The sequence below is a fragment of the Brevibacterium oceani genome, from assembly GCF_017948325.1.
Lineage (GTDB): Bacteria > Actinomycetota > Actinomycetes > Actinomycetales > Brevibacteriaceae > Brevibacterium > Brevibacterium oceani.
Window position 1 is genome coordinate 1,788,863 of sequence record NZ_CP072846.1, and the last position, 22,294, is coordinate 1,811,156.

Here is a 22,294-nt window from a genome sequence, read left to right on the forward strand (position 1 = left end):
AGGGGCACTTCGTCACAACCGGACGAATGCGCGCAGAGACGATCCCGCCGCCTTGGACGCTTCGCTGAATCCGAGTGAGGCATAGAACGCGGCCAAGGCGGGATCGGCATCGGTGAGCAGAACCGTCTGACGGACGTCGGCAAACGGCTCAAGCACTCGCTGCATGAGACCGGCACCGATACCTCGGCGTTGGTGCTCCGGATCAACAAGGACATCCTGCACGTACACCACAGTGCCGAAATCGCTGACGACTCGAGCCAATCCGACAAGGCTTTCCCCATCCCACGCACTCACGACATGAGCGGACGCCCGAATGCTCCGATCCAGCCGCGCTGGATCGGCAGTGTACGCCGACCACCCGACCGCGTCGTAGAGAGCCATCAGCGCCCCTTGAGCGGGCAAGACATTCGACGAGTACGTGATTGCCGAGTCAAAGGACTCTCGGCAGCGGCGGCTGTCGTGCCAATGAAGCTCGAGCCGACGGCCCGTCTGCCACTCCTCCCGAAGAAGCGCATAGGCGACCGAATCCCGCGGGGATGCGCCAGTGACCGGCCAGGCCCGACGATAGTGCGCCTCCTTCGTCCACCCGGCTCGTTCGAAGACCGTGCGCATTGCATGGTTGTCATCCCGCGTCTGACCCTCTGCCCGCAGCGCTCCCGTCGTGGAGAACAGATGACCGGCGATCGCCTCCACCGCCTCGATCCCGAGCCCGCGGCCGCGGAAACTGCTCGCCAGGCGCAGATCGAACATCACCGTCTCATCGCGGACGTCCTCGAGACGGGTAAAACCCACCCGGCCGAACCGATCATGGTCGAGCCAGAACGACTCGTTGTCCTTGTCACGGAAATACCCCGACTCGATGCGCTCCTTGACCATCTCATCCGACCATGCCCCCTGATGCACGTGGAAAGGAAAGTCCTCGGAGGTGAAGAAGTCGAAAAGTCCTTCTGCGTTCGGTCCCGCCGGATCGATGCGGGTCAGTTCGATGCTCATGCCCTCTAGACTAGAACCCACTCGGGCTCAGCGTTGAGCCCTCGACTGACGAAGGAACGCGACGATGAGCCTCGAAGACGCCCCGTTTGAGTATCAGATCACCAAGTCAGGAATGCTTCTCATCCGCAGGGGCGGATACACCGTGATGGAACTCGGAGGCAAGAAGGCCGCCTCACTCATTCCCCGACTCGGTCGCAGCGACGACTCCGACCAGCAGCTGCTCGCCCGAGCCACGGGGAACTATCGCCACGGGAACGAACGGCGATCTCGCCGACCTTGAAGCTGGCTGGACGATCGTTCAGTTGTTGGTACTGTATGTGACATGAGTCAGACGATCACGAGCGAATTCGCGCGTGCGACCGCTGTCGAACGCCTATCCGACACCACTTTCACCGCCGAACTCGACGGTAAGTGGAAGGTCGGCGGCGCCATCAACGGCGGATATCTCCTCGGAATCGCCGGGCGAGCATTGCGGGCCCTCAATCCGGCCACTCCGGACCCGCTCGTGATCTCGACCTTCTACCTCGGCCCGAGCACGGAAGGCCCCACCGACATCACCACCCGCATCCTGCGGGAAGGGCGCTCGACGGCGAACTTCGGCATCGATCTGTCCCAGAACGGAGCGCCGACGATCTCGGCGATGGCCACGATGGGCAACCTCGGCGGGCTTCCCGACGATGTCGCCACCACCGCAGAACCTCCCCACCTGCCGCCTCCGGAGGAATGCATCAGCGTCGCCGAAGCCAGCGACGACTTCCACCAAGCCGCTCCGCTCATCGACCGCTTCGACATGCGCCTCGACCCAGCCACGGCCGGCTTCGCCGTCGGAAAGCCGAGCGGACGCGGACTGCTGCAGGGGTGGATCCGGCTCATCGACGACACCGACCCCGACCCGCTGTCGCTGCTGACCTTCCTCGACGCCTTCCCGCCGGTGATGTTCGATCTCGGCCGATTCAACTGGGCCCCGACGATGGAGCTGACCGCGCACCTGCGCGCCCTGCCGGCCCCCGGCTGGATCAGTGCGAGGATCTCCACCCGCAACATCGCCGGAGGAATGTTCGAAGAGGACTGCGATCTCTGGGATTCGGCCGGCCGCCTCGTCGCGCAGTCCCGCCAGCTGGCTCGCCAACCGCGCGATTGAGCGAAATGACGCTGGATAACCGCTGATGACACCGGCGGCACTGTCGCGTCAGTGCGTGAGTCTAGAGTCGGAGGCACCGGCGTACCTCTGGCGAAAGGACCACCCATGGCCTCGCTGTCATCACTGAGCATCACCTTCGACTGCCACGATGTCGAGACGCAGGCGGTCTTCTGGGCCGAACTGCTCGGCACGGAACTCGACGAGGGCGCGAACGAATTCGTCGCTAGCATCGGCGGTGTGCACAATTCGGACTCCCTGACACCGGGAATGCTCTTCATCAAGGTCGACGACCGTGCTGAGGGGAAGAATCCGCTGCACATCGACTTGGACGACCCGAACTATCCCGCTGACGTCGAGCGGGCGGTGGCGCTGGGTGCAGAGAAGCTCGCCTCCTTCGACGAATACGGCATCGAATGGACGACTCTGAAAGATCCCGAAGGCAACCTCTTCGATATCGGTCGACGCACTGTAGCCTGAGAAGCGGGCGCGCTGCCCGAAACTCGGGTGTGCCCGTCCGAATCCGGGCGCCGTGCCCCGAGTGCTACGCGACTGATCAGAGAGGATCATGATGCTGCCGCCGTTGACCGAACCGGCCACGACTCCGAGTGAGCGACAGGGACTCGAGGAGTTCCTCGACTACTTCCGACAGGTGATCCGGCGCAAGGCCGAGGGGCTCGGCCCCGAACAGCTCACGCACACGGTGGCCTCGTCGTCGCTGAGCATCGGCGGCATGATCAGACACCTCACGCTCGTCGAAGAGTCCTGGTTCTCCGAGGTCCTGCTGGGCAGGGACCTTGCAGAGCCGTGGGCGAGCGTCGACTGGAAGGCCGATCCCGACTGGGACTTCGACAGTGCGGCCGGTTCGAGCGCGGACGACCTCCTGTCCGCCCATGCGCAGGCCTGTGCTCGATCACGTGAAATCCTCGCCGAGGCGGCCGATCTCGACGCGCTGAGCGTGCGCGGTGACTCGACCGGGCAGAAATTCAACGTCAGGTGGATCCTCATCCACCTCGTCGAGGAATACGCCCGTCACGCCGGGCACGCCGATCTCATCCGCGAAGACATCGACGGCCAGGTCGGCGACTGACACCGCCCCTGGGGCCTGCGGCATCCGCCATGGGGACTTGGAGCCGTTCGGAGCAGGCCGATCCCGTAAGGTGGAAGGCATGTCGAACTCCTCGTCATCCGCGACTCAGGCGGCACCGACACGGTCCAAAGCGCTGATTCCCCTCGACCTCGTTCGGGGCTTCCTCATCGGCAGTGCCGAGCTCGTCCCCGGTGTCTCCGGAGGTACCATCGCGCTGGTCACCGGGGTGTACGACCAGCTCATCGACTCCGCGGCTCATGTCGTCGGAGCGGCGAAGACTCTCGGCACCGGGCCGAACAGGATCGCCGGAGCCCTATCCGAACTGCGACGCACCGATTGGTTCCTCGTCATCCCGGTGCTTGTGGGCATGGCCACTGCTGTGTTCTCCATCGCCGGGGTGTTGGAGAACTTCGTGACTGCGAATCCGGAACTGGCGCGTGGACTCTTCTTCGGACTGGTCGCCGCCAGCATCGCCGTGCCGCTGCGTATGCTTCCCTCCCGCACAGCCAGGCAGTCTGTGCTGGTCGGCAGTCTGGCGTTCCTCGTCGCGGCGGCCCTAGCGTTCTGGATGACCGGCTTGGCCGGTGGTGCCGATGTGGCCGACCCGCCGCTCATCGCTGTCTTCGTCGTCGCATCGATTGCCGTCTGCGCCCTTGTGGTGCCCGGCGTCTCGGGCTCGTTCTTCCTTCTGGCTGTCGGGATGTATTCCGCCACACTGCGAGCTGTCGACACCCACGATTTCGGGTACATCGGGGTCTTCCTGCTCGGCGCGGTCTTCGGACTGGCTGTCTTCGTCAACGTCCTGCGGTACTTCCTCCACAACCACCGTTGGTGGACACTCGTCGTCATGGCCGGACTGATGCTCGGCTCTCTACGGGCCCTCTGGCCATGGCAGACTGCAGCCGAAGTCGGTGCCGACGGTGAAGCCCATGGTGCCGGTGGCCTCCTCTTACCCGTTGACCCCGTGGCCGGTCCGATTCTCCTCGCGGTAGTCGGGGCGGCAGCGGTCGTGGTTCTCATCGTCGTCGAAGCAAAGTTCTCGGCTCCGAAGACCGAGCCGTCCGAGACGACGGGCTGACCTCGCGGCGGCTCCGACCACCGCGACCAGGCACAGATCACAACAGAGTTTGTTCAAATTTTGCTCACTTTCCACTCAGGAAACGGTCAGCGCGTACTAGGATTGGAGATCTGAATTACATTTCCATCCACTGTTCGGATCTCTGGAGACTCATGCGTCTGCGCGCCTTCGCCACATCGACTCTCGCCCTCACTCTCATCGTCGCCGGACCGGCAGCCGCCTCGGCTGCCGGCCTCGGGGACGCAACTACCGCTGATCCGCAAGCCGCAAACACCGGGGAACTGACCCTGCTGGCGACCACGGATGTTCACGGCAATGTCCTCAACTGGGACTACTTCGCGAACAAGCCCTACCCGGACGGTGAGGAACTCGGCATGTCGCGGGCCTCGACCCTCATCAACGGCGTGCGTGAGGACAAAGGTGCGGATTCCGTGCTGCTCGTCGACAACGGAGACACCATCCAGGGAAGTCCGCTGGCCTACTATTACGCGAAACAGGAGCCGATCACCGACACCGGTGAGACACATCCGCTGGCGAAGACCTACAACCACCTGAAATACGATGCCCAGGTCGTGGGTAACCACGAATTCAACTACGGGCTGGATCTGCTGTCGGCGTATGAGAAGCAGCTCGACTTCCCGCTGCTCGGCGCCAACGTCATCGATGATGACGACAATGAGTCCCACCTCGATCCGTACACCATGATCAAGAAGCAGGTCGACGGTCAAGAGGTCACCGTCGGAGTGCTCGGTGTGACGACGCCGGGCAGTCGCATCTGGGATAAGAACAACCTGTCCGGAAGGGTGCACTTCGACGACCCGGTCGAGACTGCGAAGAAGTACGTGCCGGAGATGAAGCAGAACGGGGCCGACGTCATCGTCGTGCTTTCCCACTCCGGCAAGGATCCGAAGGGACAGACCTGGGATCCGGACGAGCTGCAGGAGAACGTGAGCACCTCGGTGGCGCAGGTCCCCGGTGTCGACGTCCTCGTCGCCGGGCACACCCATCAGAACGAACCCAGCCAGGTCGTGACCCGAGACGACGGCAGCAAGGCGCTCATCACTCAACCGAACTACTGGGCCCGGTCGGTGTCCGAAGTGAACCTGCCGATCAACCTCGACACGGGGCATGTCGACTGGGGCGGAGACGAGCCGCAGGCCGATCCGCTCGTGACTCAGGGTGAGGTCGCCGAGGATCCGGAGATCACGGATCTCGTCGACGATCAGCATCAGAAGACCATCGACTATGTGAACACGAAGATCGGCTCGGTGACAGAGACCCTGTCAGCCAAGAGCTCTTACTACGAGGACACAGCGATCCTTGACTTCATCTCGCACGTCCAGACGCAGACCGTGGAAGACGGTCTGAAGGGCACTGACTATGAAGACCTCCCGGTGATTTCGCAGGCCTCACCTTTCAGCCGCACTGCCGAGTTCCCCGCCGGAGACATCACCATTCGCGATGTGGCCGGGCTCTATGTCTTCGATAACACCCTCTCCGGGGTTGAGATCAACGGCGGACAGCTGCGCGACTACCTCGAATATTCGTCTCGCTACTTCAAGCAGACCGACGAGGGTGCTGACTTCGATCCCGTCGACGGCACCAACGCCATCGATGAGGCCACCGATGCGCCGATCCCGGATTACAACTATGACGCCCTGGCCGGAGTCGACTACGACATCAACGTGTCCAAGCCCGTGGGGGAGAGGATCGAGAACCTCACGAATGCCGAGGGCGACGCCATCGGAGACGACGATCGGTTCATCCTGGCCATCAACAACTACCGCCAGTCCGGTGGAGGAGCCTACCCTGTCGATGGGTTGAACGAGGTCTACAACGAGCAGGTCGAGGTGAGGCAGGCCCTCATCGATTGGGTCGAAGAGCAGAAAGTGGTCGATCCAGCCGACTTCTTCGACGAGAACTGGCAGGTCGTCACGAGCAGTCGGACTCCCGGAGATGACGATTCCGATGCGGATTCGTCCGGTGCCGATTCCGCGGATACGGACACGTCCGGCAACTCTGACGCCGGCAGCGGAGCGGGTGACGACGGGTCGACCCGCGCCGAGGCTGATGGCAGCGCCGACGGTGCCGACAGTGCCGGCGGAGGTAGTGCGGGGACAGACGACAGCTCAGCCGATACCGACAGCGGTGGTGAGGGCTCCGGCGCCGAGGACGGAAACACCGAGGACGCATCCGGCGATGCCGACGGTGGTTCCGATCTGCCGCGTACGGGCATCGAGATCGCCACGAGCATCGGCATTGCTGCTGCGGCCATCGCCCTCGGAATCGCGCTGGTCATCCTCGCTCGACGCCGGCGCAGCTGAAACCGTCGAACAGAGAGCAGAGACAACGGACGGGAGATGGACGTCGGGTCCCCCTGTGCGGTGACTCACGTAGAGTGGGGACGACAAGTCCGCTCTGAAGAAGGAGAGATTCAAGTATGGCCAACACAGCATTTCAGGGATCCCCGGTCAAGACCGTCGGCGAGCTGCCGGCCAAGGGCGAGCAGGCTCCGGCCTACAGCCTCGTCGGTGCCGATCTCGGTGAGGTGAATTCGCAGGACACCGCCGGCAAGCGCGTCGTGCTCAACATCTTCCCCAGCCTGGATACGGGTGTCTGCGCCGCCTCGGTGCGCAAGTTCAACGAACTCGCCGCAGGCCTGGACAACACCACCGTCCTCTGCGTCTCCAACGACCTGCCGTTCGCACAGGCACGCTTCTGCGGAGCCGAAGGCATCGAGAACGTCATCACCGCATCGGGATTCCGCAGCTCGTTCGGCAAGGACTTCGGAACGACCATGGTCGACGGACCGCTCGCCGGTCTGCTGGCCCGTTCCGTCGTCGTCCTCGATGAGAAAGGCACCGTGGTCTACACGCAGCTCGTCGACGAGATCACCACCGAACCCGACTACGACGCCGCCATCGCCGCAGTGAACGCCTGATCAACAGCAGCAGGCCGGTCCTCGACTGACCGGTCGACAGGCAGACGAACCGGGTGGAACGCAATCGTGCGTTCCACCCGGTTCTCACATGTCCACGACTCTGATCGGCAGTGCGTAATCGATGCCCGCAAGCTCCCCTCCGGACGCCGCGATCGACGGGATCATCTCGTTCGGCGCGGGATGATCGCTGAGAGCGTCGAGATAGACCGTGTGTGCTTCGAGCGAGCGCACTCCCCGGTCGACGTGTTCGGCGCTCAACGCCACCGCATGTGTCGGTTCGGCACCGTTGATGAGCAGACGGTCCGCCTTCCATGCTTCGAGCCCCTCGTCCTTGAGTTCGGTGAAGAGCCACGGATTGTCGGCATCACGGATCGCATCGACGGCGGCGACACCGACATTGCGGTGGTCGACGTGGTTGAGTCCCCAGTTGGTGTTGAGATCGAAGTTCGTCACGACGACGGCCTGCGGACGGGATTCGCGGATCTTCCTCGCAATGGCCCGACGCAGCTCATGCGTGGGTTCGACCAGTCCGTCGGGGAAGTCGAGGATCTCGAGGTCGTCGACGCCGACGATGGTGCAGGCGTGTCGCTGCTCTCCGGCTCGCAGCGGCGCGACCTCTTCCGGAGGCATGCCCCGGATCCCGGCCTCACCTCGGGTGACGAGAAGGTACGCGACCTCCTTGCCCTCGTCGGTCCATTTCGCAACCGCGGCCGAACCGCCGTACTCCATGTCGTCAGGGTGGGCGACGACGCAGAGCACACGGTCGATGGCAGAGTCGTCGAAGAGTGGGAGTTCAGTCATGACACCAGGCTAAGCCGCTGGAATCGGTTGCGCCAGAGCCCTGAGTCCACCATGGAAATGGGTACGATGATGGCAACCGTCCGAGCGAGTGAAGGCTGACGATGAAGAAGAGACTGCTCCTGGTGGGCGTGGTGGCTGTGAGTCTGCTGCTCGGAGGATGCTCGGCACTGCGGGTCAGCAGCTCCGATGAGGCCGGATCGAAACCGGCCGGAGTCGGCATCAGCGACGGTTCGGAGAGCCGGTCGCCGAGCCCGACGGGTCCGACCGTTCCAGAGGGCATGACCGAGACCACGGTCGATCTCGGCAGTTCGTGTCCGGTCGAAGTGAGCCTGGCGATCGGTGCGGACTGGTCGGATGGAGCAGGGTATGACGGTTACTGGCTCTTTGAGACCGACACGGACGCGATCGTCACAGTCAACTGCTTCGATGAGGATGACGAATCGGTTCAGGAGATCATGGACAAGGCTCGCGAACGGATGTTCAGCACCTCTGGCTCGACCAAGATCAGCGAAGCCTCGGGCTCCCTTGACGGGGGAGAGTATTGGACGGTCTACGGCACACTCGCTCCGGAGGACATGCGTGCAGTCGAGAACGAGGAATCGGTGATGTTCGGTGTTGTCGCCGGGATCTCCGTCGACGGCCGACTGTTCAAGGTCAGCGTCGACATGCTCGCACCGGTCGCTGATGAGACGGCCGACGAGGAGTTCAGGCAGATGCTGCCGACCGTCCGCCTCGACGGTCAGGAACTCAAGGCCCCGGATCTGCGCTGACGTGGGCTGCCCATGCGTTTGAGCAGTTCCCGCGCGGCGATGCGGCCTGCCCGGGTGGCACCCACGGTGGAACTGGCGGAACCGTAGCCGACGAGGAAGATGCGGGGATCGTCCTTGACAGCCACCTCGGTGTCCATGGAGATTCCGCCGTCGGGGGTGCGCAGGTGAAGTGGGGCAAGATGTTTGAGGGCGGCATGGAATCCTGTGTTCCAGAAGATCACGTCGACGTCCTCGACCTGCTCGGTCGTATACGGCGCCCACGATTGCGGCAGGGCGAGATGATCACTTGCCGAGGGCCCCAATCCTTCGGAAGTCGTCGTCGCAGTCTCGCCCGTGCCGGGGAAGTGCACACCGTGGGGGAGGACGCGGTCGAACATGCCGCGGGAGACGAGTACACCGGACTCGACGCCGTCACGGAATTCGCTGCGGATGGGCAGCCCGGTGGTGCGGACGACGCTGGCGGGGGCGCGGCCGGAGAGGGTGCGCTCACGTACAGCCCGCTCCACCTCGAGTCCCCACTGGCCGTCGAATTCTCGGGCGGTGAAGTTCGGGGGACGGCGTGTGGCCCAGAGGGTGTCGGTGACCTCGGCGAGCTGGAGGAGGAACTGGGTGGCGGAGATGCCGCCGCCGACGACGAGTGTGCGCAGTCCCCGGAAATCCTCGACGTCGCGGAAGTTCACTGTGTGCAGCTGGTGTCCTTCGAAATCGGCGATTCCCGGGACGAAGGGCACATAGGGCTGGGTCCACGTGCCGGTGGCGTTGATGAGGAAGTCGGTCGACAGCTTCACCCGCTCACCGTCGATGTCGGCGACGATGTCGAGCAGGCCGGACCCACGCTGCTGCGAAGTCACGTTGGCCACCTCGGCGGGACGGACGACGCAGAGCTCGAGTTCACGTTCGAAGCGCGAATAGTAGTCGGAGACGACCTGCGAAGCGGGCACATTCGGGTCCGGGTGGCCGAGAGGAAATCCCGGCAGATCGGCGACGTGATTCGTCCTGCCCAGTGTCAGAGAATCCCACCGCTCGCGCCATGCACCGCCGGGTCCGTCTCCGGCGTCGAGGACGACGAAGTCCCTCCCGGGGACCATGCCGTCGCGCCACAGATAGTGCGCTGCAGACAGACCCGCCTGGCCGGCACCGATGATGACGACGGACCAGTGGGAGTCGACGAGGAGCTCGTTGATTCGGCACACCATGACCCCATTGTCCCAGGTTAGCGTCGGCGGCGGTGACTGTCGGCGGCGGTGACGCGTGGGTCTGTCGTTCGAATCCGTCACACTCGTCTCTGCGGTGTCGGTCCGATTGACCGGGAAGGCGGCTCGGATTGACCCTGGAGGCGGGGAGGGCAATGATGAACCGGTGAGCACTGAAACGAATGCCGTGGGCAACCCCTGGCGAGCACTGTGGGCCCTCTGTCTCGGCTTCTTCATGATCCTCGTCGATTCGACGATCGTGTCCGTCGCCATCCGCGACATCATGGACTCCCTCGGTGCGGACATCAACTCCGTCATCTGGGTGACCTCGGCGTATCTGCTCGCCTACGTGGTGCCGCTGCTTATCACCGGCCGCCTCGGTGACCGATTCGGACCCAAACGGGTCTATCTGGTCGGACTCGTCATCTTCACTTTGAGCTCGCTGTGGTGCGGTCTGACCACGAGCGTCGGAGTCCTCATCCTCGCTCGAGTCGTCCAAGGCATCGGTGCCGCATCGATGACGCCGCAGACGATGGCGGTGATCACTCGGATCTTCCCGCCCGATCGTCGCGGTGCAGCGATGGGCATGTGGGGTGCCGTCGCCGGCATCGCCACCCTGGTCGGCCCCATCCTCGGCGGAGTGCTCGTCGACGCGTTCGGCTGGGAGTGGATCTTCTTCATCAACGTTCCGGTCGGAATCATCGCCTTCATCATGGCCGTGTGGCTGGTGCCGAGACTGCAGACGCATCCGCACCGGTTCGACTGGTTCGGCGTGGTGCTGTCGGCGTGCGGCATGTTCCTGCTCGTCTACGGCATCCAGCAGGCACATGGTGTCGATTGGGGTCCGCTCATCGGGCCGGTGACCGTACCGTTCGTCATCGGCGGGGGAGTCGTGTTCCTCATCGGCTTCGTCCTGTGGCAGAAGGTCAACACCTCCGAGGTGCTCGTCCCACTCTCGCTGTTCAAGGATCGGAACTTCACGCTCGCGGCGATCGCCATGACCACGGTCGGATTCGGCATCACAGCGATGGCATTCCCGCTCATGCTGTGGGCGCAGACTGTGCTCGGGTACACGCCGACGCAATCGGCTCTGCTGATGGCTCCGATGGCGATCCTCTCAGGTCTGCTCGCCCCGTTCGTCGGTCGCCTCGTCGATCACGGCAACCCGCGAGTCCTGGCCGGAATCGGACTGGGATCGTTCTCGATCGCTCTGTTCTGGCTGGGGTCGATCCTCGACGCACACACATCGCTGTGGGCCATCATTCCGCCACTTCTGTTGTTGGGCGTGGCGAACGGATTCATGTGGGCGCCGATCAGCTCGACGGCGACGAGGAACCTTCCGCTGCACCATGCAGGGGCCGGGTCGGGCGTGTACAACACGGTTCGGCAGGTCGGGGCGGTGCTCGGCAGTGCGGCGATAGCCGTGGCGATGGAGTCGCGCTTGGCCGCGAATATCGGTTCGTCGACGGGGACAGTCGGCGGTGCCGGCGCCGAGGCGGGGGCGGGGTCGTCCGCCGACGGTGCGGGAGCCGCGTCGGCAGGAATGCCTGAGGCGATCGCCTCGGGATTCGCTCACGCGATGGGACAGTCGTTGTGGGTGCCCGCGGCCCTCGTCATCATCGGTTTCGTTGCAGTTCTGTTCTTCGAACGGCCGAAATCGCGGGTGCGCGGCTGAGTCGTCACTAGTCAGGCGGTCAGGTGCAGTCAGGTCCGCGAGGGTCGGAGTAGCAATCTTCGTCAACGAGATACCGGTGGTATCGGTAGACGTCGATGGCAATGTCGTTGCTGGCGACGTGGGCGAAGCCGTCGATCGGCAGCCATGGTCCGCCGTCGACGGAGAACTCGCCGCTGAAAGTTGCAGTCATCGATACCGAGACCTTCCCGGATTTCTGGTATTCGTGTCCGATCTGCGGGGCACCACCGGGTCGCGGTTTTGCACCTTTCGTTGAGGTGGTCTTGCCCGTCTCGTCACCGAAGTTCCAATGGAACTTCTCCGGTGTGACCTTCACAGTCACTGCGTAGGTCAGCAGGGTCATGTCGATGTAGCTGACCTCGGTGTTCGTCCAGAACGCGGCGGGTTTGCCGACGACTGCCCAGTCCTTCGGCCATGCGTAGATCGTCGGGGCCGGAATATCAAAGGTTTGGAACTGCGACTCCGGAATGCGAGTCGGGGGATCCGGGCGGACTGGAGCGGCCGGTCCACCTCCACCTCCGCCGCCTCCGCCCGGACCGGGCAGGCTGGCGCAGATGTGTCCGGTCTCCTCGTAGCTGCAATCGGGGAGTTCGGCACCACCACCGCCTCCTCCGGAGCCTCCTCCACCACCGGAGCCTCCGGGTCCGCCACGGCCTCCGCCGCCGTTGCCTCCTCCACCGGAGCCACCGCCATCATTGCCTCCTCCGTCGGAGCCACCGCCTCCTCCGCCAGGCGGGGGAGCGGGAGCCGGGGGATCTACCACCTTGCACTTCTTGAGACTGAGCGCACTACAACCAGGGCCCGACTGCGCTTCTACTGCGGGCGCTATCCCAGACACTGTCAACGCGAGCACCAACGCCGCTATCAGTGCTATCCGCCGCAAGGCTCGCTCCACAGGTCTTGAGAATCGACTTTCCATTCTTCGCCACTGCGCTGTGTATTGAAGATTACGCTGAGAGGCTCTGGCGCGCTTTTGGGGAGCGACTCTCCCTTGGCAACCTTTGCAAATGCCGAGTTGTCAACGCAAGTCAAAACCGTGACTCGATCTTCCTTCAGATCGATATCCTGAATTTCCCGATTCTCAATCTTGAATCGGCCAGCCATGATTTGTTCGTCTCTTCTTAGATCGTCCGAGTCCTCGCGGAGTGACCGCAGTGCCTCTCCTTGAGCGTATTTCGCTATGCGATCTGTCTCGTAGCCTCCGCTTGAAAAAGTTTCGTTCAGAGTGGTGACGTAACCGTCCAGAGCCACCAACGCGCCGTCCACCGCCTCTTCCTCCTCAGGCGAGAGATCAAGGTCGGTCTCGTAGTCGGGGATGTCCACCTCGGTGCCGGTATCGGTGGCATCATCGTCGGGCGCCTGTTCCGGCAGGGTCGATGTCGGCGCAGCAACAGGTGAATTGTCGCCACAGCCCGCCAAGGAAGCCAGCGATAGAGCGGCAAAAAGTGCAACAGCAATGAAGCCAGGTCGACGAATGTGTCGGGACGGTCCAGTTCTCATTCCACGCCTCTGTGGTCTGCAACTGCGGTGCGAGCCCTCGCTCAGCACCCGGAATCCCTACATTATTCGACCAGCGCGCATTTTAGAACAGGCGAAGTGGAATCTGTGGATAACTCACGCGGGAGTGAGCGTCCTACTTCTTTGCCGCCTTGGCAGCCTTTGCCGCAGCCTTCTGCTGCTTCTTGAAAGTGCGCACTTCCTGGAGGGTGACATCGTCGACGACATCGGCGATGGATCGTCGTGCATCTTCATCGCCGTAGTCACCCGCGGCCTCACGCCACCCCTCAGCAGTGAGTCCGAACTGCTTGCCGAGCAGCGAAAGGAAGATCTTCGCCTTCTGATCACCGAACCCGGGCAGCTTCTTCAACCGTTTGAGCACCTCGGCTCCGCTGGGGTCGCCCTCGGTCCAAATCCTCTCGGTCTCACCGTCATAGTCGTCGACGATGGCAGCAGCCAGCTTCTGCACCCGCGCCGCCATCGATTTCGGGAACCGGTGCACCGCCGGGGTAGCAGCGAACGTGTCGAGGAAGTCATCCGGATTCATCTCGGCGATCTCTTCGACGTCGAGCCGGCCCAAACGCTCCTTGAGCTTCGCCGGTCCAGCGAAAGCACTCTCCATCGTCACCTGCTGGTCAAGCAGCATGCCGACGAGCAGGGCGAAACGGTCTTCGGTCAGGAGGGCATCGGCCTTGGGATCTCCGGAGAGGAACACTGAACTCATTGCTCCATCCTCGCACGCAATCGCCGGCCGATCATCCCGGATATCATCGAGCCATGATCTGCCCCTGCTCCGGACTGCCCCCAGGAACCGATTTCGACCGCTGCTGCCGACCTGCCCTCGACGGTGCGACCTGGCCGACCACCGCCGAGGCGCTCATGCGCTCCCGCTACACCGCCTTCGTCCGCGGGGATGAGAATCACCTCTTCCGCACCTGGCACCCGAGGACCCGCCCCGCCGACCTCGGCGTCGACGATCGGACGGAATGGCTCGGGCTCGAAATCATCGGCACCACCGACGGCGGCGAAGACGATGCCACGGGGACGGTGCACTTCCGTGCGCGATTCCGGGACCACCTCGGCGATCATGTGCTCGAGGAGAACTCCTCATTCGTTCGGCGGGCCGGCCGATGGATGTACCTCGAGGCTCTCAACCATTGAGCCGCCGAATCTGGAGTCGCTGACAGCGCCGTATTCGAAAACCGGACGCAGCCGTGCCTATACTGGTCACCGGCGCATCCAACGCCCAGCCGAGGTCGTGTTCCCAGCACATCGACCACATGGCGAAGGGGAGAGAATCCTCGGACGAAACCGGCACGGTGAGAGTTCCTGACCAGGTTTCGTGCTGGGGGAGACTTGGTCGCAGAAGGAAACGACACCATGACCAAGGACAAGGACTTCAAGAAGCTCGTGCGAGCGCGGATGACAGCGACCGGCGAGAACTTCACGTCCGCACGCGCGGCCCTGCTCGACCCACAGATCGACCCCCGGATCGAACAGTTCCGCACCAAGACGCTGCGCACCTTCATGCCCGCAGGCCGGATCACCGCGATTCCGACGAAGCGCAGAGCCCTCGTCGTCCTCCTCATCGAGGTCCTCCACGCGTTCGAACCCGACCGGACGTACACAGAGAAGGACGTCAACATGATCCTTGCCGACTTCCACCCGGACTTCGCCCTCCTACGGCGCGAACTCATCGACTATCGACTCCTCGAGCGCAACTCCGGCGCCGGGCACTACTGGGTGAACCCGAATCCACCCGTCCATACCGGCTCCCAAGCGCAGGAGATGGCCGGGCTCGCGGCGTTTCTGCACTGAGTTCGCGACGGCGTATCCTTGAAACTCGGACCACCATCGGGCACACACAAGGAGCATCCATGGCCTATCACGCCGATTCGACCGACCTCGACGACAAAGAGATCCTCAGCTGGGACATGTTCGGCCAGTCGGCGCGCGAGATGGCACAGACGATCGCGGATTCCGACTACGAACCGGAGATCGTCATCGCCGTCGCTCGAGGAGGCCTGCTTCCCGCCGGCGCCCTGGCCTATGCTCTCGGACTCAAGCTCTCCGACGCCATCAACGTCGAGTTCTACACCGATGTCCACGAGACCCTGCCCGACCCGATCCTGCTCGCGCCGATGCTCGACATCGACGCGATCAAGGGCAAGAAGCTGCTCGTCGTCGACGACGTCGCCGACTCCGGTCGCACCCTCGCCCTCGTGCTCGAACTCCTGCGCAAGCACGGGGCCGAGGCGCAGTCGGCCGTCATCTACGCGAAGTCGGCCTCGATCATCGACCCCGACTTCGTGTGGAAGCGCACGGATCAGTGGATCGTCTTCCCGTGGTCGGCCGAGCCCCCGGTCGTACCCAGCAAGTGAACTGAGACGGTGACGGAGACACGGGACTTCGTCGCCCCGTGCGGACGGGTCCGCGCCTACGCGAACGGCGATGTGATCCGCGCACGGGGCATCCGCTATGCCCGCGCCCAGCGCTTCCAACCTCCCGTCGACGAGCCGCCCGTCGACTTCATCGACGGCGCCGACCCGGGACCGGCGAGCCCGCAGCTGCGCCGCGACCCCAACGCGGGGATGACGTTCGACCAGCTCGGCGGCCTTCCCATCAGCGAGGACTGCCTGCGCGTGAGCGTGACGATGCCCCAGGGCATCGATCCCAGCGCCGAGGTGGGGCTCCCTGTCCTCGTCTGGATCCACGGCGGTGCCTACGTCGCCGGTGCCGGTGACGTGGGGATCTACGACCCGCACACCCTCGCGGCAGAACAGCACATCATCGTCGTCTCCGTCACCTACCGCCTCGGCGTCCTCGGATACCTGGGCACGGGCGAACCCGAGCACTCGAACCTCGGCGTGCTCGACCAGATCTCCGCCCTGCGGTGGGTGCAGACCAACATCGCCTCCTTCGGCGGAGACCCGAACAATGTCACGATCGCCGGACAGAGTGCCGGCGCCGACGCGTGCGCCCACCTCATGATCGCCGAGGGAACGGCAGGACTCTTCCGCCGCGTCCTCATGGCCTCAGCCCCGCTGGGGTTGGCCGGCGGCACGGACACGATGAACTGGGCCATGGCGAAGGTCGCCCAGCGGATCGACCCCGACGCAAGCGTCAAGGAGATTCTCGACGCCCAGGAGGAAGTCCACAGAGCGGCCCTCGTCGGGGGCCTGCACGCGGGAATGTGCTTCGGAGTCCACTACGGCCGGCACCCTCTGCCGACTCGTGCGCTCGCGGCGGCCGCATGGGCCGACGTCGCACCGAAATTCGACGTCCTCATGACCCGCACCGAACGCGAGATCGCGTTCTTCGCCGGATTCGTTCCGGCCCTGCGCCGGCTGCACAACCGGTCCCTGACCTCACCGATGCTCGAATCCCTCATCTCCGGTATCACCTCGGCGGTCTACACCCGGGCCGGTCGGGAATTCTACGACCGGCACCGCATGTCCGGCGGTCAGGGAGCGCGCCTGCTCATCGTCTCCCGCGGCGACGGCAGCTTCTTCGATGCCGCACATTCGGGTGATCTGCCGCTGGTCTTCCCTGGCGACATCTGGCACGATTCCTTCCTCGACTATGGGACGACCACCGCCATCGCCGGACCCGAACTGCGACGGATCTGGGGCCGATTCGCCACCTCGGGGGCGTTGCCGCGAGTACCCGTCCCGGGACTCATCGACATCATGGGCTGACCGTCCCGGCTGCCAGGGGCTGACAGGCCCGCCGGGGCCGCGCACAACGGGCCGACCTGGCCCATCGCACGGACTCCGCCGCACGCATCCTGACGATGGAGCCGGTGGGAGTCGCGTTTTCACAATCGCTGCGTCACCGTCGTCGACTACCGTATGGTCCATGGACGTTGACCAGATCTCTGCCGCCCGACTCATCTCCCAGGGACTCGTCGGACCGGCACCGGCATCACCGACCGGTACGGCACTGTCGCCGGCGGGCGCGGTCGTCGAACACCTCGGCTGCGTCCAAGCGCAGGCCCTCGGCGGCGCCCTGGCGTCTGTGGCTCTGCGCAGCGGAGACAATGCCCCCGCAAGCCTCGACGCCGTGCGAGCGGCCATCGATGCTGGTGAAGTCGTGCGTTCGTGGACTCAGCGCGGCACGATCCATCTCACCACTGCCAAAGACCTCGGATGGATTCTCAGCCTGACCGGACCGCGGACGATGAAGTCCACCGCGAAGCGCCGAGAGTACTTCGGCATCACCGATGCCATGCTCGAGACTGCGGCCGAACTTGCCACCGACGCCATCCGGGAGCGCGGACCGCTGACACGTGAGGAGCTGCTCGAAGCATTCGCACCTGTGGGAGCCGGCGACGAGTACGGTCACGCCCGGTACCTCATCACCTCCCTGTGCCTGCAGAACCTCCTCGTGCAGGCCCCGATGATCGCGGGCAAGGACGACATGAAGTACGTCCTCACCGCCGATTGGGTGCCGACACCCACCGAACTCGGCGCCGAGGCAGCCCTGCACGAATGGATGAGACGCTACGTCCTCAGCCACGGACCGGTGACCATCGACGACGCGACACGGTGGACCGGCCTTCCGAAGACGACGGTGAAGTCGGCCATCAATACGGCTCTCGATGCCGAGGAGATCATCGGCACGACAATCGGCGACGTCGACTATGTTCATGCTCCCGACCTCGAGGACCGCTTGGCCGAATTCGAATCAGCCGCCCAGGGCACGATGCTGCTGCCGGGCTTCGACGAGATCATCCTCGGCTACAAGGACCGCAGCGCCACACTCGACCCGGAACACGAGAAGCTCGTCGTGCCCGGCGGCAACGGAATGTTCAAGAACACTGTCATCAGCCAGGGGCGGGCGCATGGAACGTGGAAGCGCTCACCACGCAAGACCGGGTCACGCGTGGTCACCGATGCCTTCCCCGGCCTGAAGGTCGACACCGACGCCGTCGAGGCGGCCGCCGCCGCGCACCCGGCTTTCGCCTGATCGGCGTTTCCCTTGCATAGCCGGAGAGAACGAGGGCGAACGCTGCCGGCAGTCGGCATCATCGTCAACCCCAAACACCTCAGCAGTCACCGGGCTTACTCGGAACTGGTCGCGGCGATGCGTCCCCTCGGCATCCGCTCCCGGACGATGACGACGACGCGTGCGCGCGACGGTGCGTGGCAGGCAGAAGAACTCGTGACGTGGGGCGCGGACGTCGTCATCATCCTCGGCGGCGACGGCACCATCAGGGCCACCGGTCCGGTGCTCGCCGACTCAGAGACACCAGTGCTCCTCATCCCGACGGGAACGGCGAACGTGCTCAGCCGACACGTGGGCATCACCTCGACACGACACGCGATCACGCACTGCCTGCGGGCCCTCTCCACGGGACTCGACCCGACTGCGGGTTGGCTCCTCGTGCCGATCAACGAGGTCGATATCCGTCTCCGCGACGGCGGACGACGGCATACCGTGTTCCTCAGTCTGGCCGGAATCGGCGGGGATGCCCGTGCGGTGGCCCACCATCACATCGCGCCGGGTCTGCTCGGCTACGTCTGGGGCGCTGCCAGAGCGCTCTTCGCCGCCGACCTCACGCCCACCGCGGACGGCATCACCGTCGATGGGGAGTCGGCTCGGGCCGGCGACCCGGCGGACGACCGGACAACAGCTCGACGAAACGAGACCGGCGCTCGACCAGGAAGCGTGTGGTCGGTGATGGCGTCGAAGGTCGCTCGTCCCGCCGGACCTGTCTCGGTCTTTCCCGACGCCCGCATCGACGCTGAGACATTCTCCGTGCTCGGCGTCGGACCGCTACCGCACACGCTTCTCATGCGGATACGCGCATGGTCATCAATCGGTCTCTCCTGTCTGAGCGGCAGTCCCGAATCGAATGCGCTCATGGACTATCGCAAGGCCACCGGAGTCACGGTCCGTCTGACCACCCCGGCACCGGTGCAGCTCGACGGCGAGCTCATCGAGGACTGCGTCGAGCTGCACCTGAGCGCCGGGGAAAGGGGACTGCTGGTGTCAGCGCCGACGCCGTGAGGTGCCGAAGATGCCGCGCGCGATCTCACGGGCGGCGGTGCGCGTGAACTGTTTGAATGCGGAGGACTTCACCACCTGCGAGAACATGTTCTCGTCCGCCTTCTTCGCCGGCTTCTTCCTCCCCGACGTACCCGCCTCTTCGGGGAAGTCGATCTTGTCCGAGGATGCGGAGCCGCCAGCCGGTTCGCGAGCCGAATCGGCCGATGCCGAGCGCTGCTCTTCCGCATGGGCTTCGGACCCGCCTTCGAGCCGCTTGGCGAGGATCTCGCGCGCGGATTCGTTGTCGATGGCGGTTCCGTACTTCTCATGCTGCGGCGAGGCGGCCACGGCCGATTTGATCTCGTCCTCGCTCATCGGACCCATCTTCGACTCCGGGGCGCGCATCCGCGTCGGCGCCACAGGAGTCGGAGCCCCATCGGGATCCATCACCGTGACCACGGCTTCGCCGGTGCCCAGCGACGTCAGCAGCTCTTCGAGGTCGTAGTCGGACTTCGGGAAGGTCTGCACCGACGCCTTGAGCGCCTTCGCATCATTGGGCGTATGCGCCCGCAGCTGATGCTGGATGCGGGACCCGAGCTGCGCGAGCACATCGTCGGGCACATCCTTCGGCGTCTGCGTGACGAAGAAGATGCCCACGCCTTTCGAGCGGATGAGCCGCACGGTCTGCGTCACGGACTGGAGGAACGCCTTCGACGCATCGGCGAAGAGCAGGTGGGCCTCGTCGAAGAAGAACACGAGCGAGGGCTTGTCCGCATCGCCGACCTCGGGCAGGTCCTGGAACAGGTCGGCCAGCAGCCACATGAGGAAAGTGGAGAACAGCGCGGGGGACTGGCTGAGCTTCTGCAGCTCGAGGACGGAGATGATCCCGGCCCCGTTGTCGTCGACCCGCACCAGATCCGCGGTGTCGAACTCGGGTTCACCGAAGAAGACGTCGCCGCCCTGCGCCTCGAGTTCCGAGATCTTGCGCAGGATGACCCCGACGGTGGCTTTCGACGCTCCGCCGATGCCTTCGAGATCCTCCTTGCCCTCAGCCGAGGTGAGGAAGGTGAGCACCGCCTTGAGATCCGAGAGGTCGAGCAGGGCCAGTCCGGCCTGATCTGCGTAGTGGAAGACCAGCGAGAGCACGGACTCCTGCGTGTCGTTGAGCTCGAGCACCTTCGACAGCAGGATCGGTCCGAACGAGGTGACGGTGGCGCGCAGCGGCGTGCCGAGTCCCGAATCGCCGAGCGTGTAGAACTCCGTGGGATTGCCCTTCGGCGCCCAATCCTGGCCGGCAGCGTCGAGGCGCTTGCGCAGCTTGTCCGATTCGATGCCGGCGGCACCGATGCCCGACAGATCGCCCTTGATGTCCGAGGCGAACACGGGCACGCCCGCCTTCGACAGCTGCTCGGCAAGCACCTGGAGCGTCACGGTTTTGCCCGTGCCGGTGGCGCCGGCGACGAGCCCGTGCCGGTTGAGCATGGCCAGAGGAATGGAGATGGGGGTGTCCTTCGACGGCTCCTCACCGTCAAGGGCGACCCCGAGCTCCAGGGTCTCACCGTCGAATGCGTATCCGTCTTTGAGCGTCTGCAGAGGCTGAGCTGTCATGGCTCAATCTTTGCACAGCGGCGCGGAGGTGGTGGAGGAATTGTGCGTGCAATCGCGCATCCCCGCCCAATTCCGGATGGAAGCTGCCGCCCCACACATGTCCCTGCCGCACGAGGACGGGCTGACCGTCATGCGAGGCGAGCACTTCGACGTCCGATCCGATGTCGAGGATCTGCGGGGCACGGATGAACGTGCCGTCGAAGCTCTCGTCGAGCCCTGAGACGGTCAGCGGCGCGGTGAAGGATTCGCGTTGGCGTCCGTAGGCGTTGCGGGCCACGGTGATGTCGAGTCCGCCGAGGCGGCCATACCCGCCCAACGAATCATCGCTGAGATGGTCGGCCAGCAGGATGAGCCCGGCGCAAGTGCCGAACACGGGCAGACCCTCGTCGATGCGTCTGCGCAGCTGGGGGAACAGATCCGTGCCGTCGGCGATGCGCACCATGGCCGTCGATTCCCCGCCCGGCAGGACGACCGCGTCGAGATCGGTCAGGTGCTCGGCCCGGGTGACCTTCCGGGTCTCGCCCCCCAGGGAGCGCAGCACGGTCAGGTGCTCACGGAATGCTCCCTGGAGGGCGAGGACCCCGATTCTCACCATCCGCGTTCGGCCAGTCGGTGAGGGGCAGGCACGTCGGCGACATTGATGCCGACCATCGCATCGCCGAGTCCACGTGATGCCGCGGCGACCGCTGCCTGGTCGTCGAAGTGGGTGGTGGCCTCGACGATGGCTTTCGCCCTGGCCTCGGGGTTGCCGGACTTGAAGATGCCGGAGCCGACGAACACGCCGTCGGCGCCGAGCTGCATCATCATCGCCGCGTCCGCGGGAGTGGCGATGCCGCCGGCGACGAAGGTCACCACGGGCAGCCTGCCGAGGCTCGCGACCTGCTTGACGAGGTGGTAGGGCGCGGCGATCTCCTTGGCTGCGACGTAGAGCTCGTCCTCGCTCTTGGCGGTCAGCGCACGGATCTCGGAGTTGATGGTCCGCAGGTGGCGCATCGCCTCGGAGACGTCGCCGGTTCCGGCTTCACCCTTGGATCGGATCATCGAAGCGCCTTCGGTGATCCGGCGCAGAGCCTCCCCGAGGTTGGTCGCACCGCACACGAAGGGGACCTGGAAGACGGACTTGTCGATGTGGTTGACATAGTCGGCGGGGGAGAGGACCTCTGATTCGTCGATGTAGTCGACGCCGAGGGTCTCGAGGATCTGCGCCTCGACGAAGTGTCCGATGCGGGCCTTGGCCATGACCGGGATCGACACCGCGCTGACGATCGAATCGATGAGGTCGGGATCGCTCATCCGGGCGACTCCGCCCTGAGCGCGGATGTCGGCGGGGACGCGTTCGAGGGCCATGACGGCCGACGCTCCGGCGGCCTCGGCGATGCGGGCCTGCTCCTCGTTGATGACGTCCATGATGACGCCGCCTTTGAGCATCTGCGCCAGGCCGGTGTTGAGGAGGGTCTGAGTCTCGGTCATTGGGTTCGTCCATTCACTCGTGTGGTCACGA

The 22,294-nt window shown here is 64.6% G+C and carries 24 protein-coding genes; 15 read left to right on the plus strand and 9 right to left on the minus strand.

From position 1 onward, the window contains the following. Positions 1–12 precede the first annotated feature (12 nt). Positions 13–993: a GNAT family N-acetyltransferase gene (locus tag J9314_RS19160; RefSeq protein WP_246490676.1), complete on the minus strand. Its 981-nt coding sequence runs from the start codon at positions 991–993 to the stop codon at positions 13–15. A 64-nt stretch (positions 994–1,057) separates the two neighbouring features. On the opposite strand from J9314_RS19160, the gene J9314_RS07880 reads away from it, so the two are divergent. The 7 genes from J9314_RS07880 to tpx all read left to right on the plus strand — a co-directional run bounded on the left by J9314_RS07880 (position 1,058) and on the right by tpx (position 7,240). Beyond that, complete coding sequence (locus J9314_RS07880) at positions 1,058–1,273, plus strand: hypothetical protein (RefSeq protein WP_210605229.1); 216 nt, start codon at positions 1,058–1,060, stop codon at positions 1,271–1,273. Positions 1,274–1,315: 42 nt separating this feature from the next. Continuing rightward, positions 1,316–2,134, plus strand: coding sequence for a thioesterase family protein (locus J9314_RS07885; protein WP_210605230.1), 819 nt, complete (start codon positions 1,316–1,318; stop codon positions 2,132–2,134). A gap of 105 nt (positions 2,135–2,239) precedes the next feature. After that, positions 2,240–2,611, plus strand: a complete 372-nt coding sequence (locus tag J9314_RS07890) for a VOC family protein (RefSeq protein WP_210605231.1) — start codon at positions 2,240–2,242, stop codon at positions 2,609–2,611. Between the two features lie 91 nt (positions 2,612–2,702). Continuing rightward, the gene (locus J9314_RS07895; protein WP_210605232.1) at positions 2,703–3,221 is read left to right on the plus strand and encodes a DinB family protein; all 519 of its coding nucleotides are present in this window, start codon (positions 2,703–2,705) and stop codon (positions 3,219–3,221) included. 79 nt (positions 3,222–3,300) lie between these two features. Continuing rightward, positions 3,301–4,299 (plus strand): DUF368 domain-containing protein, encoded by a 999-nt coding sequence (locus J9314_RS07900; protein WP_210605233.1) that lies wholly within the window; start codon positions 3,301–3,303, stop codon positions 4,297–4,299. A 152-nt stretch (positions 4,300–4,451) separates the two neighbouring features. After that, positions 4,452–6,623: a bifunctional metallophosphatase/5'-nucleotidase gene (locus tag J9314_RS07905; RefSeq protein ID WP_210605234.1), complete on the plus strand. Its 2,172-nt coding sequence runs from the start codon at positions 4,452–4,454 to the stop codon at positions 6,621–6,623. A 116-nt stretch (positions 6,624–6,739) separates the two neighbouring features. Continuing rightward, on the plus strand, positions 6,740–7,240 hold the full coding sequence (tpx, locus tag J9314_RS07910; RefSeq protein ID WP_210605235.1) for a thiol peroxidase: 501 nt from the start codon (positions 6,740–6,742) through the stop codon (positions 7,238–7,240). 84 nt (positions 7,241–7,324) lie between these two features. Here tpx and J9314_RS07915 read toward each other — a convergent pair whose 3' ends face one another. Next, a complete protein-coding gene (locus J9314_RS07915; RefSeq protein ID WP_210605236.1) occupies positions 7,325–8,041 on the minus strand; it encodes a PIG-L deacetylase family protein in 717 nt (238 codons plus the stop codon). A gap of 101 nt (positions 8,042–8,142) precedes the next feature. On the opposite strand from J9314_RS07915, the gene J9314_RS07920 reads away from it, so the two are divergent. Beyond that, complete coding sequence (locus tag J9314_RS07920; RefSeq protein ID WP_210605237.1) at positions 8,143–8,811, plus strand: hypothetical protein; 669 nt, start codon at positions 8,143–8,145, stop codon at positions 8,809–8,811. On the opposite strand, the gene J9314_RS07925 is transcribed toward J9314_RS07920, so the two are convergent. Continuing rightward, positions 8,781–10,007: an oleate hydratase gene (locus tag J9314_RS07925; protein ID WP_210605238.1), complete on the minus strand. Its 1,227-nt coding sequence runs from the start codon at positions 10,005–10,007 to the stop codon at positions 8,781–8,783. The two genes, J9314_RS07920 and J9314_RS07925, sit on opposite strands and share 31 nt — an antisense overlap. A 163-nt stretch (positions 10,008–10,170) precedes the next feature. On the opposite strand from J9314_RS07925, the gene J9314_RS07930 reads away from it, so the two are divergent. Next, the gene (locus J9314_RS07930) at positions 10,171–11,679 is read left to right on the plus strand and encodes a DHA2 family efflux MFS transporter permease subunit (protein WP_281412377.1); all 1,509 of its coding nucleotides are present in this window, start codon (positions 10,171–10,173) and stop codon (positions 11,677–11,679) included. A gap of 19 nt (positions 11,680–11,698) precedes the next feature. Here J9314_RS07930 and J9314_RS07935 read toward each other — a convergent pair whose 3' ends face one another. The 3 genes from J9314_RS07935 to J9314_RS07945 form a co-directional block, all read right to left on the minus strand. Further along, the gene (locus tag J9314_RS07935; protein ID WP_210605239.1) at positions 11,699–12,460 is read right to left on the minus strand and encodes a hypothetical protein; all 762 of its coding nucleotides are present in this window, start codon (positions 12,458–12,460) and stop codon (positions 11,699–11,701) included. Positions 12,461–12,567: 107 nt separating this feature from the next. Beyond that, positions 12,568–13,197: a hypothetical protein gene (locus tag J9314_RS07940; RefSeq protein ID WP_210605240.1), complete on the minus strand. Its 630-nt coding sequence runs from the start codon at positions 13,195–13,197 to the stop codon at positions 12,568–12,570. Positions 13,198–13,330: 133 nt separating this feature from the next. Further along, positions 13,331–13,918: an HhH-GPD-type base excision DNA repair protein gene (locus tag J9314_RS07945; RefSeq protein ID WP_181275401.1), complete on the minus strand. Its 588-nt coding sequence runs from the start codon at positions 13,916–13,918 to the stop codon at positions 13,331–13,333. 53 nt (positions 13,919–13,971) lie between these two features. Between J9314_RS07945 and J9314_RS07950 the strand changes: the two genes are divergently transcribed. The 6 genes from J9314_RS07950 (at position 13,972) to J9314_RS07975 (ending at position 19,206) form a co-directional block, all read left to right on the plus strand. Beyond that, entirely contained in the window at positions 13,972–14,355 is a 384-nt protein-coding gene (locus J9314_RS07950; protein ID WP_210605241.1) for a YchJ family protein, read from the plus strand. A gap of 219 nt (positions 14,356–14,574) precedes the next feature. Then, complete coding sequence (locus tag J9314_RS07955; protein WP_210605242.1) at positions 14,575–15,012, plus strand: DUF2087 domain-containing protein; 438 nt, start codon at positions 14,575–14,577, stop codon at positions 15,010–15,012. A gap of 59 nt (positions 15,013–15,071) precedes the next feature. Further along, complete coding sequence (locus tag J9314_RS07960; RefSeq protein ID WP_210605243.1) at positions 15,072–15,575, plus strand: phosphoribosyltransferase; 504 nt, start codon at positions 15,072–15,074, stop codon at positions 15,573–15,575. 9 nt (positions 15,576–15,584) lie between these two features. After that, positions 15,585–16,892, plus strand: coding sequence for a carboxylesterase family protein (locus J9314_RS07965; RefSeq protein ID WP_210605244.1), 1,308 nt, complete (start codon positions 15,585–15,587; stop codon positions 16,890–16,892). Positions 16,893–17,052: 160 nt separating this feature from the next. After that, positions 17,053–18,162 (plus strand): winged helix DNA-binding domain-containing protein, encoded by a 1,110-nt coding sequence (locus J9314_RS07970; protein WP_210605245.1) that lies wholly within the window; start codon positions 17,053–17,055, stop codon positions 18,160–18,162. 12 nt (positions 18,163–18,174) lie between these two features. Continuing rightward, positions 18,175–19,206, plus strand: a complete 1,032-nt coding sequence (locus J9314_RS07975; protein WP_210605246.1) for a diacylglycerol/lipid kinase family protein — start codon at positions 18,175–18,177, stop codon at positions 19,204–19,206. Here the strand turns inward: J9314_RS07975 and J9314_RS07980 are convergent. Genes J9314_RS07980 through pdxS form a run of 3 tightly spaced genes read right to left on the minus strand, consistent with a single transcriptional unit; the run spans position 19,189 to position 22,263 of the window. After that, positions 19,189–20,793 carry a helicase HerA-like domain-containing protein gene (locus J9314_RS07980; protein WP_210605247.1) on the minus strand — a complete coding sequence of 535 codons (1,605 nt, stop codon included), beginning with the start codon at positions 20,791–20,793 and terminating at the stop codon, positions 19,189–19,191. The two genes, J9314_RS07975 and J9314_RS07980, sit on opposite strands and share 18 nt — an antisense overlap. After that, entirely contained in the window at positions 20,741–21,388 is a 648-nt protein-coding gene (pdxT, locus tag J9314_RS07985) for a pyridoxal 5'-phosphate synthase glutaminase subunit PdxT (RefSeq protein ID WP_210605248.1), read from the minus strand. Before pdxT ends, J9314_RS07980 begins: the two co-directional genes overlap by 53 nt. Further along, a complete protein-coding gene (pdxS, locus tag J9314_RS07990) occupies positions 21,382–22,263 on the minus strand; it encodes a pyridoxal 5'-phosphate synthase lyase subunit PdxS (RefSeq protein ID WP_210605249.1) in 882 nt (293 codons plus the stop codon). Before pdxS ends, pdxT begins: the two co-directional genes overlap by 7 nt. Positions 22,264–22,294: the final 31 nt, after the last annotated feature.